General features: G+C 46.4%; 18 protein-coding genes and 1 rRNA gene. 4 read left to right on the forward strand and 15 right to left on the reverse strand.

The window, feature by feature from the left end; genetic code table 11:
* Position 1: 1 nt before the first annotated feature.
* The 6 genes from J2S00_RS15770 to rnjA all read right to left on the reverse strand — a co-directional run bounded on the left by J2S00_RS15770 (position 2) and on the right by rnjA (position 5,295).
* Positions 2-1,258: an MFS transporter gene (locus J2S00_RS15770; protein ID WP_307341943.1), complete on the reverse strand. Its 1,257-nt coding sequence runs from the start codon at positions 1,256-1,258 to the stop codon at positions 2-4.
* 81 nt (positions 1,259-1,339) lie between these two features.
* On the reverse strand, positions 1,340-1,585 hold the full coding sequence (locus tag J2S00_RS15775) for a zinc-binding dehydrogenase (protein ID WP_307341945.1): 246 nt from the start codon (positions 1,583-1,585) through the stop codon (positions 1,340-1,342).
* 20 nt (positions 1,586-1,605) lie between these two features.
* A complete protein-coding gene (locus J2S00_RS15780; RefSeq protein WP_307341948.1) occupies positions 1,606-1,899 on the reverse strand; it encodes an MDR/zinc-dependent alcohol dehydrogenase-like family protein in 294 nt (97 codons plus the stop codon).
* Positions 1,900-2,031: 132 nt separating this feature from the next.
* Positions 2,032-2,643: a superoxide dismutase gene (locus J2S00_RS15785; RefSeq protein WP_307341951.1), complete on the reverse strand. Its 612-nt coding sequence runs from the start codon at positions 2,641-2,643 to the stop codon at positions 2,032-2,034.
* Positions 2,644-2,817: 174 nt separating this feature from the next.
* Positions 2,818-3,480 carry an NfeD family protein gene (locus J2S00_RS15790; RefSeq protein ID WP_307341954.1) on the reverse strand — a complete coding sequence of 221 codons (663 nt, stop codon included), beginning with the start codon at positions 3,478-3,480 and terminating at the stop codon, positions 2,818-2,820.
* 69 nt (positions 3,481-3,549) lie between these two features.
* The gene (gene rnjA, locus J2S00_RS15795) at positions 3,550-5,295 is read right to left on the reverse strand and encodes a ribonuclease J1 (RefSeq protein WP_307341958.1); all 1,746 of its coding nucleotides are present in this window, start codon (positions 5,293-5,295) and stop codon (positions 3,550-3,552) included.
* 160 nt (positions 5,296-5,455) lie between these two features.
* Between rnjA and vrrA the strand changes: the two genes are divergently transcribed.
* On the forward strand, positions 5,456-6,124 hold the full coding sequence (gene vrrA, locus J2S00_RS15800; RefSeq protein ID WP_307341960.1) for a VrrA/YqfQ family protein: 669 nt from the start codon (positions 5,456-5,458) through the stop codon (positions 6,122-6,124).
* 59 nt (positions 6,125-6,183) lie between these two features.
* On the opposite strand, the gene J2S00_RS15805 is transcribed toward vrrA, so the two are convergent.
* Entirely contained in the window at positions 6,184-6,432 is a 249-nt protein-coding gene (locus J2S00_RS15805) for a hypothetical protein (RefSeq protein WP_307341963.1), read from the reverse strand.
* A 201-nt stretch (positions 6,433-6,633) separates the two neighbouring features.
* Positions 6,634-7,143 (reverse strand): peroxiredoxin, encoded by a 510-nt coding sequence (locus J2S00_RS15810; RefSeq protein ID WP_307341966.1) that lies wholly within the window; start codon positions 7,141-7,143, stop codon positions 6,634-6,636.
* Between the two features lie 202 nt (positions 7,144-7,345).
* On the opposite strand from J2S00_RS15810, the gene J2S00_RS15815 reads away from it, so the two are divergent.
* A complete protein-coding gene (locus J2S00_RS15815; RefSeq protein ID WP_307341972.1) occupies positions 7,346-8,245 on the forward strand; it encodes a hypothetical protein in 900 nt (299 codons plus the stop codon).
* A gap of 186 nt (positions 8,246-8,431) precedes the next feature.
* Complete coding sequence (locus tag J2S00_RS15820; RefSeq protein ID WP_307341975.1) at positions 8,432-9,487, forward strand: C40 family peptidase; 1,056 nt, start codon at positions 8,432-8,434, stop codon at positions 9,485-9,487.
* Between the two features lie 115 nt (positions 9,488-9,602).
* Here the strand turns inward: J2S00_RS15820 and J2S00_RS15825 are convergent, their stop codons facing one another.
* The 5 genes from J2S00_RS15825 to pdhA form a co-directional block, all read right to left on the reverse strand.
* Positions 9,603-9,857 carry a hypothetical protein gene (locus J2S00_RS15825; RefSeq protein ID WP_307341978.1) on the reverse strand — a complete coding sequence of 85 codons (255 nt, stop codon included), beginning with the start codon at positions 9,855-9,857 and terminating at the stop codon, positions 9,603-9,605.
* A 108-nt stretch (positions 9,858-9,965) separates the two neighbouring features.
* Entirely contained in the window at positions 9,966-11,375 is a 1,410-nt protein-coding gene (gene lpdA / locus J2S00_RS15830) for a dihydrolipoyl dehydrogenase (RefSeq protein WP_307341981.1), read from the reverse strand.
* A gap of 16 nt (positions 11,376-11,391) precedes the next feature.
* Entirely contained in the window at positions 11,392-12,702 is a 1,311-nt protein-coding gene (locus tag J2S00_RS15835; RefSeq protein WP_307341984.1) for a dihydrolipoamide acetyltransferase family protein, read from the reverse strand.
* An 18-nt stretch (positions 12,703-12,720) separates the two neighbouring features.
* A complete protein-coding gene (locus tag J2S00_RS15840) occupies positions 12,721-13,701 on the reverse strand; it encodes an alpha-ketoacid dehydrogenase subunit beta (protein ID WP_307341988.1) in 981 nt (326 codons plus the stop codon).
* A 3-nt stretch (positions 13,702-13,704) separates the two neighbouring features.
* Entirely contained in the window at positions 13,705-14,787 is a 1,083-nt protein-coding gene (gene pdhA, locus J2S00_RS15845) for a pyruvate dehydrogenase (acetyl-transferring) E1 component subunit alpha (RefSeq protein WP_307341991.1), read from the reverse strand.
* A gap of 113 nt (positions 14,788-14,900) precedes the next feature.
* Here pdhA and J2S00_RS15850 point away from each other — a divergent pair, with 113 nt between their 5' ends.
* Complete coding sequence (locus J2S00_RS15850) at positions 14,901-15,644, forward strand: alpha/beta hydrolase (protein WP_307341994.1); 744 nt, start codon at positions 14,901-14,903, stop codon at positions 15,642-15,644.
* Between the two features lie 199 nt (positions 15,645-15,843).
* On the opposite strand, the gene acsA is transcribed toward J2S00_RS15850, so the two are convergent.
* A complete protein-coding gene (gene acsA, locus J2S00_RS15855; RefSeq protein WP_307341997.1) occupies positions 15,844-17,559 on the reverse strand; it encodes an acetate--CoA ligase in 1,716 nt (571 codons plus the stop codon).
* A gap of 166 nt (positions 17,560-17,725) precedes the next feature.
* Positions 17,726-17,803 (reverse strand): 5S ribosomal RNA (rrf, locus tag J2S00_RS15860); the annotation flags it as partial.

Below are 17,803 nucleotides of genomic sequence, written 5' to 3' on the forward strand. Positions count from 1 at the left end.
GTTATTCCCCCACGGGACGGATAAAAAAGTACATTAATAACTGGGCATTGCCAAGGGCAATAATGTAATACGGCAGCGCCTTTTCGGGATCGAAAATCCAAACGGCGACCATAAACAGCACAATACTGAGAATGCGTCCGCCGTTTAAAAACAATTCGCGCCCGACAATATATTCAATTCGCCATTCAGCCGCCTTTTTGGCCTTGCCAATCACGTCATAAGACATGGACAAAAAAGGAACCATTAACAAAGGAAAGGCAATGGAAATGATCACACCATAGGTCATTAACCGGGAAAAAGTCAGCTCAAAAGCGATGATCCACACGGCAAGCGACAAAACAATGGCTGAGAGGAGGATGGCCTGCTTCCGGTATTTGGCAGAAATCAGACGACCAGCCACATAATAAAAAATGAGAGAGACACCAGAGGTGACTAAACCAAAGGTCCCCAAAGCCATTTCTGTACCAGTGGCTACAAAAATCCAGATGGTAATTAAAAAAGGAAAGGAACCTTCCCTTAAACCCTGGGCCACATTAGCGAGCAAAATGCTCCGCCAATTAAGTGAAATCTCCCGCCATCGCAACACAGAAAACAAGTGGAAGCGCCCTTCTGCCGAACGGCGCTTTAGAAAAAAACTAAGCACAACCGCCAGTACAAACAAGCCCAAAGAAATGGCAAATATGACGGTGTAGCCCTTTGTTTCTGTCATTTTGGTAATTAGCCACCCCGCAAAAAAAGGACCGATCATACCTGCAAATGAATTTAAAAGCCCCAAAAAGCCATTAAAAATATCTCTTGTCTCTGGTTCCGTAATTTCAAATGTGAGCACATTAAAAGCCAGCCAGTAAAAACCAAAACCGATACCTAGCAAGATGCCTAACAAAATCACATATTGGCTGGTCACTTCACCCAACAATAACACCACCAAGAAAAAAAGAGACAGAAAAAAAACACCAAGCCGCAAGACGATAACGCGATCCACCTGCTTCGCCCAGCGGCCGGCCAGAATAAATATAATCGGCTGAGCAATCACAATAAACAGGTTGTACAGTGCAATAGTCATGTACTCACTTTGTTGTTTCCATAAATAGACATTAACAAAAGTATTGGAAAGGGCCACGCTTAATGCGTATAGGCCTCCAATGATTAACAACAGTTTCAAATCTGTATTGACATCTGTTTCCCCAAATAAGACGCGGTGAATGTAATGACCCTTATGAACCTTGTTTAACCGGTGCCATTTCTCGACGCGATGCATAAAAAGTCCCCTTCTAAGAGAAAGTCTGCCATTAGTCTTCCTTAGGGACTGCCCTTTTATTCTGGGAGAGGATCATGACGCTCAGTTATCCTTCAATGCTGAAGGCAATCTTGCCGAATTGTTCCCCTTCATCCATGCGTTTGAAAGCATGATAAGCATCATCACATCCACCTTTTCCCCTTTAAGCTGCTTGCTCCAGTCCTCTTCACTGTGAATGGCCCGGTCTGCTCCCAAGGCCAGGGCCTGCTCCCGTTTAGCTTGGCTGCGTGAGGTGACATACACCGTCGCTCCCAGTGCTTTGGCCATCTGCAGCAAAAACGTGGTCACACCGCTGCCAATGCCGGGTATTAATAGGGTTGTCCTTTAGCCACCTGGGCACGAGTAACCAGTGCACGGTAAGCGGTCAAGGCGGCCAATGGCAACACTCCGGCTTCTTCCCAAGTCAGGTAAGCGGGCTTGGGCTCTACATTTTCGGCAGGAACCACCACAGTTGATGCAAAGGTGCCATGATCAGGCAAACCGTTTAACCCAGCTGCTTTTAGCCGGACTTTAACCTGTCCTGCTTGGGGCCGTTGTTCCTCCATCTCCATCACCTGTAAACCGTCCCACCCCGGTGCACCGTAGTGGACAATCGCTTGCACTTATATCCCTCCCCGCTAAACTCTAGCACAGCCTTGTTACTTTAAGCAAAATGAGTCAATTCTTAAGCTGTAAAAAATAACCTGAGGGGGTTCCCTCAGGCTGTCTGAAACTGAAGCAGCTGCAAGCCCCCATTATTTGGCGGCTTGGTAGCGTTTAGCCACTTCTTCCCAGTTAATGACATTGAAGAAGGCATTGACATAGTCCGGACGCTTGTTTTGATATTTGAGGTAATAAGCATGCTCCCATACGTCTACACCTAAAATTGGTGTTTTACCTTCCATCAGCGGATTGTCTTGGTTCGGTGTGCTGGTCACTTCCAACTCACCATTGTTGACAACCAGCCAAGCCCAGCCGCTTCCAAAACGGTTAAGGGCAGCTTGGGTAAATTCTTCTTTAAACTTTTCGAAGCTGCCAAACTTCTTGTTGATGGCTTCGGCCAGTTCTCCACTGGGCTCTCCGCCGCCATTGGGGCTCATAATTTGCCAGAACAGCGTATGGTTGGCATGTCCACCACCGTTGTTACGCACAGCTGTAAGGATGCTTTCCGGAACAGCATCCAGGTTTTTAATTAACTCTTCCACGCTTTTCTCCTGCAATTCAGCATGACCTTCAAGGGCTTCATTCAGCTTAGTGACATAAGTGTTGTGGTGCCGCCCATGATGAATTTCCATGGTTTGAGCATCAATATGAGGCTCCAGTGCATTTGTAGGATAGGGTAATGCGGGCAATTCATGCTTAGGCATGTGATCTCCTCCTTAATATGTAATATTGATCTATAGATAAAGCAAGGAAGGTCGTACCTTCCCCACTTTATCATCTCCAAATCGAACAACATTTTCCTCGCTTATTATTATAACTCAGTTTTGTTACATTTAAAATGCAAACTATTTTATAAGCATTATCTTTTAATTTTTATTTTACTTTGCTTGCTCATCTCCTTCAATTTCTTGAACCAGGATATGGGTCCCGCTTACTTTGGTCACTCTCAAACGGGTTCCTCTTTTGACCCACATCCCTTCTGTTGTGGCACTGTACAGTCGGCCCTCAATTTTAATCGTCCCCGTCGGCCTGAAATCGGTCTGGGCCACGCCTTCCTTACCTAATAACTGTTTATACCCTTCATTTAAAGAGTTATAACCTCTTTCACTGGAAAGGGAATCTTTTAACGTTAATTTAGACCACACTTGGCGGCGAGGGAAAAATTTAAGAAACAGTAAAGAGCAACTGGCCCCAATCACAAAAGCGACAGCAACGCCCACTCCATACAAAATGGACGGCGAAGGCCATGCTAGGGCGACGAGCATGAGTATTAACCCGATGGCAGCCAATGTGCCATCTCCGATAAATTTTCCATCAATCATCACTAGCATAATCCCGGCTAAATACAAAATACCCATCCATAACATTTGACCTTCTTGCATATGGGCCATGAAGTACAAACTGATTGCGGCCAATCCCAAGAGGCCAAAAATCATCCGGCCCCTGACCAATACCTCGGCAAACAGCAGCAAGGTGCCCAACAGGACAATCATAAAACCACCCAGCGGTTGGAAGATCATCTGTTGCCAGCCCTCCAGCATTACAATCCCCTCCCAGGATGCAAACAGTTCCGTATTTCTTTATATGCCTTTCCCCGGCTCCAATACCCCTTAAAGATCTTTTATTTTTTTATAGTTACTGATAGAGGAAGCGGCTGCTTTTTCCACTTTAGAGGGATCCACTTCCATGATAATGGGGATAATCATGGGCCGGCGCTGAATTTTCTTATAGATAAATGGCGCAATGTCATCAATCACTTGAGACTTAATATTGGCCCAGCTTTTGACTTTCTGATTGAGCAGTTGTTCCACTAATTTTTTGACCCGTGCTTCCGTTTCTCCAATTAAATCAGCTGATTCCCGTACGAAAATAAATCCCCTTGAAATCACATCAGGGCCGGCCAGCAGTTTAAACTGTTGCATATCAATGGTCATGACAATAATAATCAGACCATCATCAGACAACTTCATCCGGTCTCTGAGCACGATGTTACCCACATCACCAATACCATGTCCGTCAACCAAAATGGTTTCAGCCGGAATTTTTTCACCGATAAACGCTTCGTCCCGGTTCACATGCAAGACATCACCATTTTCCATGACAAAGCAATGTTGCTCTTTCACCCCCACCTGTACCGCCAACTCTGTATGCTTGGCCAGCATGCGGTACTCGCCGTGGATGGGAATGAAGTATTTAGGTTTTAACAACTGCAGCATCAGCTTCATATCTTCCTGGCTGCCATGACCGGAAGCGTGGATGTCAAACTCGTTGCCGTAAATGACCTCAGCCCCCATCTTGAACAACTGGTCAATAATCCGGTTCACGCTCAGGGTGTTGCCCGGAATGGGAGATGAAGAAAAGACCACCGTATCTCCGGGAATCAATTGAATTTGACGATGCTGCCCCCGGGCGATGCGTGACAAAGCGGCCATTGATTCACCCTGGCTGCCCGTGCAAATAATCACAACCTGGTGCTGGGGGATGCGCTGCACCTGATCAGGTTCAATAAAGGTGCCTTTGGGTACGCGGATGTAACCCAGCTCTTGGCCAATTTGAAACACTTTTTCCATACTGCGGCCAAAAACGGCAATTTTACGGTTATAGCGGACAGCTGCTTCCACCACTTGCTGCAAACGGTATACATTGGAAGCAAACGTGGCAAACAGGATGCGGCCCTGCGCCTGCTGGAAAATATCAAACAGGGCATGACCCACTTTTTGTTCCGAACCGGTATAGCCCTCCCTTTCACTATTGGTGCTGTCTGAAAGGAGAGCCAGTACCCCTTTTTTGCCCAGCCGGGCGATTTTAGCATAATCGGATTTGGGCCCCACCGGTGTAAAATCAAATTTAAAGTCACCGGTATGAACGATGGGGCCTTCGGGAGTATCCACTACGATTCCGATTGAATCTGGGATGCTGTGATTGGTTCTAAAGCAATAAACAGTCAGGTGCTTAAATTTGACCTGGTCACGATTGCTGAAAGGGATCAACTTAGTTTGGCGCAACAGTCCTGCTTCTTCCAGCTTGGCCCGTACCAGTCCCAACGTCAGCCGCTCACCATACAAAGGGACATTGATCTGTTTTAATACATAAGGCAAGCTGCCGATATGATCCTCGTGGCCGTGAGTTAAAAATATACCCTTTACCTTGTCTTTATTGGCTACTAGGTATGAGACGTCAGGGATAATGTAGTCAATGCCGGGCATATCATCCTCCGGAAACTTAAGACCGGAGTCAATCACCACGATTTCATCCTTATACTCGATGACATACATATTTTTCCCTATTTCGTCCAATCCACCTAGAGCAAAAATTTTAACATGTTCTTTTTTCACAGTCTCAACTCCATCTAGCATTCATTTTTTCGCCCAATTGCTCATTATTTCCTATTATAGCCCAAACTCATCTTCATTTGTAGTTTTTCCACTTTTGCCTATCTTTGAGCGCCCCCCTCACACTTGTCAGTAACCCAACATACAAGTATGTAGAAGAGCTCTCGTGAAGGGAGGGAACGATATGACCCAGCCACATCTGAGGGGCCGCCGGCTGCGGTCAATCCCACGCCATCCGGCAGGGCAGCCGATTGGATTTCTGCTGCAACGTCCTAATCCGGCACAGTCCCAGCCTACTTTCAGTCCCTTTGGCACGCCTCATATGCCTCCCCAAGGTGGAGGACCTTTTTCACCATTTTCACCTCCATCCCCGCCCGCTCAATCCCCTGGGTTTTCTTTCCCAGGCAATCCGTCTGTACCTGGAAGCCCCCCAGCACCCGGGGGGCTGCAGGGGCTGTTGCAGGGTCTGATGGGCGGAGGAGGATCATTGGACTTACCTGGCCTAATCAGCAATGCCCAAAAATGGATTGGGGTATTTAATCAATTTGGTTCTATTCTCAAACAGGCCGGACCATTGCTGCAGCTGGTGCAGGGGCTTAGCGGCAGTGCAGATTCTTTCAGCGATGATGATACCTTGACCGAATTAACTGACGAAGAAGAAACGGCTGTACCCAAGAAAACCAAATCCAAGAGAAAACTTAAAAAAACAAAAACAAAAGTAAAAGGAAAAAGAAAACGACGCCGCAGGAAAAAACAAAAAGAAAAAGAAGAGTCCAACACCAGCTTCTCACTAGGTATCAAGAAACATTACGACATGTCCTACCAGCAGAAAAATTCATTAAAGAGAGGTTAGCCTAGAAACAGAAAACATAATTTCAGTGCTCATAAAGTATAGATTTTCATAATCACTTTTTATGGAGGTTTGCTTAATGGGATTTTTATACACAAGAGCGCGCTCTGGATTAACTCAACCAGGAGGACAGCCGCCTTTGTATCATCAGCAGCACTTCCATCAATCATACCATCCGCCATGGCCTCCTGCCCAGCCCGTTTACATTCAACCTGAATACAGAACGGATCACCTTGCTTACCCGCCACATCATGATCCAAGTTCTGCCCAATACCTTTACCAGCATGAAGATAATGTATTTTATTCCCCAATTCCTCACTACTCCAGTGATATGAGATTCACCCATGAACAGCAAGATCCATACCGGGAGTACTACAACCCCTCACCTTTGACTTTAAATCATCACAATGACTTTTATCCGTCAAATTATTCTGATTCTGGTAGGTAAAGACCAATAATAAAAAGTGGCATATACCTCTCAGTATATGCCACTTTCCCGTTTAGGCGCTAGTTTATTGGGATTCAAGCTTACGCAATACCTCAAATAACTCTTCGTTGTCAGGTTGCTGATCAATGGGGTGAACATCGATAAAGCGGATAACCCCTTCTTTATCGATGATCAACAAGGCACGTTCACTGGCTCCATAAGCAGGTTGATCGGGATTGTCACGGAAGACACCATATTTCTTGGAAACTTCGCCATGTGGATAGAAATCAGCCAGCAAAGGATAGGTGATGCCTCCAATAGATTTGGCCCATGCTTTATGAGAGAAGACACTGTCAACACTTATACCCAAAACTTGGGTATCATACTCTTCAAAACGAGGAAGATCATCCTCGTATGAAGGCATTTGAGCACCTCAGACAGGGGTCCAATCTAAGGGGTAGAAAGCAATAAATACATTTTTCTTACCTTGGAAGTCGGACAAGGATACGGTCTCGTCCGTATGGGACTTCAGCGTGAAGTCAGGTGCTTTGTCGCCAACTTTTAAAGTTTTGGTCTCAGTGGCACCTTTTGGCATTAGACATCCTCCTTTGTACCTATTTTATGTATGGACAAGTCCCAGCTTGTCCAAACAGGCTATTGTTTTGCCTGTATTTATATTATACTATTCTTAGCCAAAAATACTACCCTTAGATTAAAATTATTATAAACAAGGAACACCAACTGATAATATCATTGTCTGGAACAGGACCGAGATCGTGTTTACGGAGGTTTGCACAATGAATCAAGTCTGGATAGAAGCATTGGGAAAAGAATTTAAAAAAGTATTAAACACATTCCAATACCCTCCCCTCACCCAGGATATCTTTACAAGTGATGTCTGCAAAGAGTGGCGATCAATCTTATCCGGATTACCCGCCAGTGACGAGGCGCTGAAACAGCAAATGACAAAGCGCCTGCTCAAAAGCACGATTGTGGAGATAGAGGATATGGATCAGTATTTGCTGTTCCATGTTAAATTTGCCCATAAGGGTGAGCTCTATCAGGCAGCTCTTAAACTTGCAAACCTGACCTGGGGGATCGACACTTTGCAGTATACTGGCAAAGATCAGAAGAACCGGCTGATATGGGGAGTGAGTATCACGCTTGTCTTTGCCTTGCTGATAGCCAGTTGGCTCCTTTCTCAAAAATTAACTCATCAAACCTCAGCTAAGCAGACTTCCCCTGCTCTAGAGACCTCTTTATCCACGTCGCAATGGTGGGACGACGAACAATTTGTCAACCATATTGACGTCATCCAGCAAGCGGCTGAACAGCATGGTTATCTGCTCCTGACAGAGGAAGAGCTTGAGACACTGGTTGACAAGCAGGTCCAGGATAGTATTGTCACCCGCTTAGCAGAAAGTGAAGAAAAAGGGGATCAGCAGGAAGAAACATCCAACCCTGAAGAGAGTGAAACTGACCCTGATAAAGAAACGGTTGAACTCACCATCCAGCCTGGGATGACCAGTCCGGACATTGCCTCTCAACTCGTTGCCAAAGGGTTAGCCCGCAACGAACGGGAAGTAATCCAGCTCTTTCGCGAACTGGATGTTGATAAACAAATCCGCTCAGGCACTTATACAATTCCCCGCGCTGCCACGTACATGGATGTTATTGATATCTTAACCGGGCGCTAAACCATATCTTGCAAAAAAAGAGCATATGTTGTTAGCAAGTTAAATTTTAATAGGTGAAAAAAATACCATTCTATATTAAAATAAAATCTAGTAATACGCCAAAAAAAAAACGATAGTGTCGAAAAATTGTATGGTTAATACAATGAGTACACTTTAATTAATAGAAATAATAGAACTGCATAAGGAGTGATTGGGTTGAGGAGAAAAGTTTTAACCGCCTCTGCTTCGGCCGTCATTATGCTTACTGCTTATGCCCAAGACGCAGATGCAAGTGAAAAGACGTATACCGTTCAGAGGGGAGATTCCTTGTGGAAAATTTCCCGCCAATATCAGGTGACCATTGAACAACTCATGGCCTGGAACAATCTATCGTCCAGTACCATTTATGTAGGCCAACGCTTATATATTGCTGCTCCCCAAAAACATACCTCCGCTTCGGGAGGATCATCATCAAATACATATCAACCTGCCACGTATACAGTGAAGGCTGGTGATACCCTCTGGAATATTGCTAGAAACTACGGTACTACAGTTGCTCAACTTAAATCTGTTAACAACCTAAGTTCTGATCTTATTCGCGTCGGACAAGTATTAACCATTCCCGGTTCTTCTTCTAATAATACAACATCTAACAATACAACTTCCTCCAAGCCCCATGTCACGGTGGAGTCTAATCCAACATCTAGTGCTACTTACACAGTAAAACCAGGGGATTCTCTGTGGAAAATTGCACGGGAGCACAATATGACAGTCAATGAGTTAAAAGCCCTCAATAATTTGACCTCCGACCTTATACGCGTGGGACAAGTCTTACGTGTAGCGGGGGCCCCTGTGTCCAATACCAATAACTCTGCTAACAATTCCAGCTCATCAGCTTCTTTTAATGTTTCAGCTTTAATAGAGGAAGCCAAAAAATATATGGGCGCCCCTTACCGCTGGGGAGGTTCTTCACCATCCACCGGTTTTGATTGCAGTGGTTTCCTGCAGTATATTTTCCGTTCCCAAGGCGTCAATTTACCCCGTACTGTGGCCTCCATTTGGAGCGTAGGCACAACGGTCTCCAATCCCCAGCCCGGTGATGTTGTCTTCTTTGAAACCTATACCAGCGGGCCATCTCACGCCGGAATTTATTTGGGGAACAACCAGTTTATTCACAGCGGTACATCAACAGGGGTGACGATCAGCAATATGACCACTTCTTACTGGTCCCAACGTTATTTGGGTGCTAAACGATATCGTTAATATATCCCTAAACATAGGGAAAGGCACTATCTTGAAGATAGTGCCTTTTTGCACTTTGACTGTTTAAGGGGCATGAAGCCCTCTTTATTTAATGCTGATAAAATGCACCCATCATTTACTTCTGCTTATACTTACGCCGGGTCTCAACTGTTCCCTCCCGGTAGGAATCCATGGCTTGCTTGTGGGTGTATAACAAGGCGCTTTGGGAAGAGTCTTCCAAAGTATCCTCATCCACTACCCCGAATTCCCCTGCGAACTCAGTATCAGCATCTCCCACAATGTTATTATAGGCTTCCATTAAGGCCCGGCTGTTATAATGCTCCGCTTCATATTGTTCATCCAATTGTTCACTTCTGATTTTTTTATCCATGTCTGTCACCCTCATTTCAACTATTTTGTGTTCTAAGTTGCTGTTAGTTTTATCACATTCCAACCCGATTATGAGGGTGACATGACATTGGATTAATTTAGTTACCTGTTATTTGACCATATGGATTGGTTGCCCAAGGGCGACTTCTGCCGCTTCCATGCTCATCTCGCCCAGTGTGGGGTGAGCATGAATGGTCAGGGCAACATCCTCCAGTGTTGCTCCCATCTCGATGGCCAGTCCAAACTCAGCAATGAGATTAGAGGCTTCCATGCCAACAACCTGGGCACCCAAAATAACGCCGTTTTCTTTATTAGCCACCACTTTGACAAAACCATCTGTTGCGTTGACGGAAAGGGCACGGCCATTGGCGGCAAACGGGAATTTGCCTACCGACACCTCATAACCCTCTTCTTTTGCTTCCGCTTCTGTTAATCCTACGGTAGCGATTTCAGGATCGGAGAACACCACAGCCGGAATGACCTTGTAATCTACAACGCTTGGCTCTCCGGCAATAACTTCAGCCGCTACCTTGCCTTCATAAGAGGCTTTATGAGCCAATGCAGGGCCATCTACCACATCGCCAATGGCAAAAATGCGTTCATTGCTGGTCCGGCACTGCTCATCCACTTCAATTAAGCCTCTGTCATTCATTTTAACCCCGGCCATATCCAAACCAAGTTCATCTGTATTTGGCTTGCGCCCCACAGTGACCAGCAGGTAGTCGGCTGTGATGGTTTCTTCCTTGTCCTTTACTTTGTAGGTGACGGTCACACTGGTCTCATCTTGTTCAGCAGACTGGGCCATGGCATTTTTAACCACGTTGACGTTGAGGCGTTTCAGGTTTTTCTGAACCAGCTGGGCCACTTGTTTTTCGAAGGCCGGTAAAATCTGATTTTCTCCTTCAAGGATGGTCACGTCCGTCCCAAACTTAGCGAATGTTTGCCCCAGCTCAATACCAATATATCCGCCGCCGATCACCACCATGCTTTTGGGGATCTCTTTCAGATTCAGCGCTTCAGTGGAGGAAATAATCCTGCCACCAAACGGGAAGGGCTTCAACTCGACAGGACGAGAACCCGTGGCAATGATGCAATGGTTAAATTTCAGCCGCTCTGATTCATAACCGCGGTTGACCCGCACCTCGTCCTCACTGACAAAAATCGCTTCTCCTTCAATAATTTCAACGTTGTTCCCTTTAAGCAGCGCTTCAACCCCGCCTGTCAATTTATTGACAACGCCTTGTTTCCACTCCTGGACTTTTTCAAAGTCCACTTTCACGTTGTCAGCAGTAATGCCCATGCCTTGGTCATCGCTCATCAGTTCATACTTATGGGCTGCAGAAATCAAGGCTTTGGAAGGAATACATCCCACATTGAGGCAGACGCCTCCCAGCATACCTTTTTCCACAATGGTGACCTTTTTGCCCAGTTGGGCTGCCCGGATGGCAGCCACATAGCCACCCGGGCCAGCACCGATAACAAGCACATCTACTTCTTTTCCAAATTCACCAACGACCATGTTTTAATCCCTCCAATTATACCTCTAGGATCAACAACTGCGGATCTTCCAGCAGTTCTTTGACGTAATTGACAAATTGCTGTGCAGCCACACCATCAACCAGGCGGTGGTCAAAGCTTAAGGACAAGGCCATCATGGGCGCAACTTTAATTTCACCGTCAACAACGACAGGTTTTTCGGCAATGCGGCCTGTACCTAAAATAGCCACTTCAGGATAGTTGATGACCGGTGTGAAGAACATACCACCAGCAGAACCAATGTTGGTAATGGTAAAGGTGCTGCCGCTCAGCTCCTCACGGGAGAGTTTGCCCTCCCGGCCGCGGGTAGCCAGGTCACGAATTTCATCAGCAATCTGCCACATGCTCTTACGGTCTGCATCCTCTACTACAGGCACCAGCAGGCCGTTATCCGTATCGGTGGCAATACCAATGTTGTAGTAATGTTTGTAGATGATCTCTTCTTGTTCATCATCAATGGAAGCATTCAACTGCGGAAACTCGCGCAAGGCGGCCACAGCAGCTTTGACAACAAACGGCAGGTAGGTCAGCTTGACGCCCTTTTTCTCGGCCAGCGGCTTTGCTTTTTGTCTTAATTCGACCAGTTTGCTGACGTTAACCTCATCCATCACCGTAACATGGGGTGCTGTATAGACAGATTTGACCATTGCTTGGGCAATCACTTTGCGCACACCGCGCAGAGGTACCCGTTCTTCATAACGTTCGCCTCTAACGGCTGGTTTGGCAGCAGGGGTTACTGCTTTTGGTTTCTCCTCCTCCGCCACTTGCTGTTCTGCTGCAGGCTGTTGAGCACCAGCCAAATAGGCATCAATATCTTCGCGGGTGATGCGACCGTTTGGCCCGCTGCCTTCCACGTGGGTGATATCAACCCCTTTTTCCCGGGCATATTTACGCACGGAAGGCATGGCCAGCACTTTCATGCGCTCTTCGCGGGAAGCGGCAGGCTTGGCAGCACGGGTTTCCTCTTTGTCCTCTTTCTCTTGTTCCTGCTTGTCCTCTTTGCCTTGCTTGGCTTCCGCCTTTTCTTCCGTTTCGTGATCAGCTTCTTCGGCCTGCTCCGGCACATCTCCTTCTACAGCAAAGGTGATCAGTGTGTCACCAACCACAGCTACAGTTCCTTCTTCCACCACAATCTCCCTGACCGTTCCATTGACAGGAGAAGGTACTTCAACTACTGCTTTGTCATTTTGCACTTCTAAAATGATCTGGTCTTCTTCTACTGTGTCACCCGGCTGGACGTGCCACTTGACAATTTCACCCTCGTGAATTCCTTCCCCCAGCTCGGGGAGTTTAAATTCAAATACGGCCACAAGTCGTTCCTCCTTTGATTAGAAATCTAAGACCTGATTAATGGCTTTGACGACGCGCTGTGGATCAGGCAGCCACTTGTCTTCGATCATCCCGAACGGATAGACGGTATCCGGTGCTGTGACGCGCAGAACCGGGGCTTCAAGGTGCAGAATCGCTTTTTCATTAATTTGAGCGATGACTTCAGCAGCAACACCGGATTGTTTTTGCGCTTCTTGTACAACAATGGCCCGGTTTGTCTTTTCGATAGATTTAACAATGGTGTCAATGTCGATCGGGCTGATGGTGCGCAGGTCAATCACCTCAACCTTGGCCCCCCGTTCTTTTTCGATCTGTTCAGCAGCTTTAAGTGAGGTATGCACCATGGCACCATAGGTGATAATGGTGACATCATCACCTTCTTTGACAATGTTTGCTTTTCCGAGCGGAATGGTGTATTCACCTTCCGGCACTTCACCGCGGAAAGAACGATATAATTTCATGTGCTCCAAAAACACCACGGGGTCGTTGTCCCGGATGGCCGAAATAAGCAAGCCTTTGGCATCGTAAGGGTTGGAGGGAATGACCACTTTCAGACCAGGTGTTTGCAGCATTAACCCTTCCAAGCTGTCAGCATGCAATTCAGGTGTTTTCACTCCGCCACCGAACGGAGAACGGATCGTAACTGGGGAGTGATAACGTCCGCCGGAACGGTATCTCATCCGTGCCATTTGGGAGGCAATGCTGTCCATCACTTCAAACACGAAACCGAAAAACTGAATTTCCATAACAGGACGAAAACCAGTGAGGCCAAGTCCGATCGCTAATCCCCCGATACCGGATTCAGCCAGCGGTGTATCGAAGACACGTTCTTCACCGAACTGTTTTTGCAGTCCGTCTGTCGCACGGAATACGCCTCCGTTTTTACCAACGTCCTCGCCAAAGACAAGAACGGTTTCATCACGTTCCAATTCCACGCGCAAAGCATCAGTAATGGCTTGTATCATTGTCATTTGTGCCATGCTTTATTCCCCCGCTTTCTCGTACTCTGCTTTTTGTTCTTCTAAGTGAGCAGGCAGTGTTTCAAACATGGAGTCAATCAGCTGCGGAATAGTCATTTTCTCTGTTTCATCCGCTTGTTTAATAGCTTTGTTAATTTCTTCCTTAGCTTCTTCGATCACTTTGTTTTCGTCTTCTTCAGACCAGAGCCCTTTAGATTCCAGATATTTACGGAAACGGATTAGCGGATCGTTTTTCTCCCATTCGTCCAATTCCTCATTGGTGCGGTAACGGGTTGGATCGTCACCAGCCATGGTATGAGGACCATAGCGATACGTCAAGCTTTCAATCAAGGCAGGACCTTCTCCGTTACGTGCCTTGTCCACCACTTCTTTCATCACCGTGTACACAGCTAAAACGTCCATACCGTCAACCTGATAGCCCGGAATACCTGCTGCCACGGCTTTTTGGGCTAAAGTCTCGGCATTGGTTTGTAATTCGACCGGAACGGAAATAGCGTACTGGTTGTTTTGAATCACAAAAACGGCAGGCACCTGGTAAGCCCCGGCAAAGTTTATCCCTTCATAGAAGTCCCCTTGAGACGTTCCCCCGTCTCCGATGTATGTAACGGCTACGCGCTTTTCTCCTTTTTTCTTAAAGCCAAGGGCCACACCGGCTGTTTGGATAATTTGGGCTCCAATAATAATTTGAGGCATTAGAACATTCACATCTTCCGGAATCTGCCCACCATGTTGATGTCCTCTTGAATAAAGAAATGCTTGATACAGTGGCAAACCATGCCACACAATTTGGGGAATGTCACGGTAGCTGGGCAAAATAAAGTCTTCCTTGTTCAAAGCAAATTGAGACCCGATCATGGTGGCTTCCTGACCGGCTACAGGTGCATAGAACCCCAAGCGTCCCTGACGATTGAGACTGATGGCACGCTGGTCTAAGACACGCGTAAACACCATGCGTTTCATCAATTCTCGCAGTTCATCATCACTCATTTTGGGTTCCAGGTCGGAAGAAACAACCTTCCCGTCTGCATCGAGCACTTTAATGGTCTCTACTTTTTCGGCTCGAATAGCTTTCAATTGTTTACTCATACTTTCACCCCTTAAACATAATACGCCTTTCTATATTTTTGGCTAAACCATGGAAATGATGTATTCAAATTGTATAAAATAATAATACATAAATCAACAAAGGAGTATCCCTCATGAGTGATAAAAACTACCTTAAACGAACTGTCATCAAAGAATCTATCAATAGCAGATTCCTTAATGAGGAACGCCCAGTACGCATTTACCTTCCGCCCGGCTACAATGAATTGGTCTCCTACCCCATTGTGTACACTCAAGATGGACAAGACGCCTTCATGTATGGACGCATCGCCACCATTGCTAATTATCTCATACTTGAAAAAGGAATGGAACCCATCATTATCGTTGGGGTTGATGTGGATAAAAAGAAGCGTACAAGCGAATATTCTCCTATTGGTTCCCGCCACGATGCCTACAAACGCTTTTTTGTAGAGGAGTTATGCCCGTTTATTGAATCTCGTTATGAATTAAGACAGAATGGCATCAGCCGCGTCCTGCTGGGAGATTCACTCGGTGCAACAGTTTCTTTACATATTGCTCTTGACCACCCAGACTGGTTCCATTATGTTATTAGCCTTTCCGGCGCTTTTCTAAACCCTTCTTTGGAGCAATTGGCCACAGAACCCCATTTGGAATGGCTTAACATGTGGATGCTGATCGGGACTCAGGAAACAGAAGTGGAGACACATATGGGCACTTTTGACTTCTTAGACTGGAACCGCAGGGCAAAAGCTGTCCTAGAAGAAAAAGGGGCTGACATCACCTATTTAGAGAAAGAGGGACAGCATATTTGGGGTTTTTGGCAAAAACATCTCCCTGATTGTTTAATGCATTACTTTGGTCCAGACAAGCAGGCATAACCTGTCCGCCACAAAGGCCAAAATAAAAACAGCCTGAGAAAGCTGTTCTTGTCCAACATGTATTTTATCGATTTTTAATTTAACGTCAAGAGGCGGATTGTCCGCCTCATTTTCATTTGGCATTTAGGCAAGCCTTGTGGTTTAATCTTGTTGCCTTGTTTGATATAGTAGACACTCAATCGTTACACACTCACCTGCCCTAATCTTCCATGGTTGATAAGTCTCCCGTCGGCAAGCCAAGCTCCCACGCCTTCAGGACACGGCGCATAATTTTCCCAGAACGGGTTTTGGGGAGTTTGTCTTTAAATTCAATTTCCCGTGGTGCAGCATGGGCGGCCAGTTTTTGTTTAACAAACAGGTAGATGTCCTCCTTCAAATCTTGACTGGGCTCATATCCGGCTCTTAAAGTAATAAACGCTTTAATAATCTCTCCACGGACTTGATCAGGAATGCCGATCACACCTGCCTCGGCCACCGCCGGGTGCTCGACCAGCTTGCTCTCCACCTCAAACGGCCCCACTCTCTCTCCGGACGTATTAATGACATCATCGGCACGGCCGTTAAACCAGAAGTATCCTTCTTCATCTTTATAAGCTGTATCACCTGAGATATACCACCCGTTTTTAAAGTATTGAGCGTACTTCTCTTTGTTGTTCCATATGGCCCGCATCATGGCTGGCCAGGGAGGTTTGATAGCTAAGTTGCCCATTGTGTTGGGCGGCAGCACATTTCCTTCGTCATCAACGATTTCCAGCTGTATCCCTGGCAAAGGTTTGCCCATGGAGCCTGGACGAATGGGCATGGAAGGATAATTGCTGCAAATGGTGGAGCCTGTTTCTGTCATCCACCAGTTGTCATGAATCCTTAGGCCCAGCGTGTCTACTCCCCAGCGGATTACCTCCGGATTTAAAGGTTCACCAGCAGAGAGAATGTGGCGTAAGTGGGACAAATCATAACGCTTGGGCAGTTCGTCCCCTGCTCCCATCAACATACGAAACGCTGTTGGTGCACTGAACCACACGGTGACTTTAAATTTTTCCAAGGTGGCATACCAATCTTCCGGCTTAAACCGTCCGCCTCTCAGTACCACCGTCACACGGTTAAGCCAAGGCGCCCATATCCCTGCCGCTGTCCCTGTGACCCATCCCGGGTCAGCTGTACACCAGTATATATCCCCTTCCCTTAAATCATAGGCAAACTTGCCAGAGACATACTGATGCCGCATGGCATCATGAACATGCAAGACTCCTTTGGGTTTTCCTGTAGAGCCCGATGTATAATGCAGGAGCATGCCACTTTCTCTGTCAACCCACTCAATGGTGTATGCATCACTAACCTGCATGAGTTCCTGATATAACACCTGATTAGGAGCGGTTGTTTTTTGTGCACCAACCAAAATAATATGCTTTAAATCAGGGAGTTCTGCAGCGGGAATGCGCTGAACCAGTTCTGGCGTGGTGACAATGGCAACAGCCCCGCTGTCTTCCAACCGGTCTTTTACTGCTGCTTCCATAAATGCCTCAAATAACGGCCCGGCAATCGCTCCAATACGAACAATTCCCAGCAAAGCTACATACACTTCCGGACAGCGCGGCATGAATATAAAAACACGGTCACTTTTTCGAATCCCTAGCTTCTTTAACCCGTTGGCAAATTGTGATGACAGCCTGCTCAAGTCTGCAAACGTATATTGTTCCTCCCTGTCTTCACCATTCGTATATAAAAGCGCAATTAGATCTCCAAACCCTTCTTCCACATGGCGATCCACTGCCTCGTAGACAATGTTGACATGACCTGTTTTCGCCCAGGTAAACACCCGCTCGACTTCATCCCAACCCCAATTGGCGTATACTTGATCATAATCCTTAAGATTGGTATTTGGATCCGTCATTTGAATTTCAGTTGCTTTCCCCATATGAGCACTCCTCTCCCAATCTCTGTTATATATCAGTACATCTCTATTCTATAATAGTCAGTTTATTGATTCAATTATAAAAGTTTTTAATGCATCATGGATAATAGATCATTGTCCTATTTTCCAATGAAAAAACCTCGTGAGATTCACTCACGAGGTTTGTCCAGCCTGGCAACGTCCTACTCTCCCGGGGGCTCTCGCCCCAAGTACCATCGGCGCTGGAGGGCTTAACTTCCGTGTTCGG

This window comes from Caldalkalibacillus uzonensis, assembly GCF_030814135.1.
In the GTDB taxonomy this organism is placed as follows: Bacteria; Bacillota; Bacilli; order Caldalkalibacillales; family Caldalkalibacillaceae; genus Caldalkalibacillus; species Caldalkalibacillus uzonensis.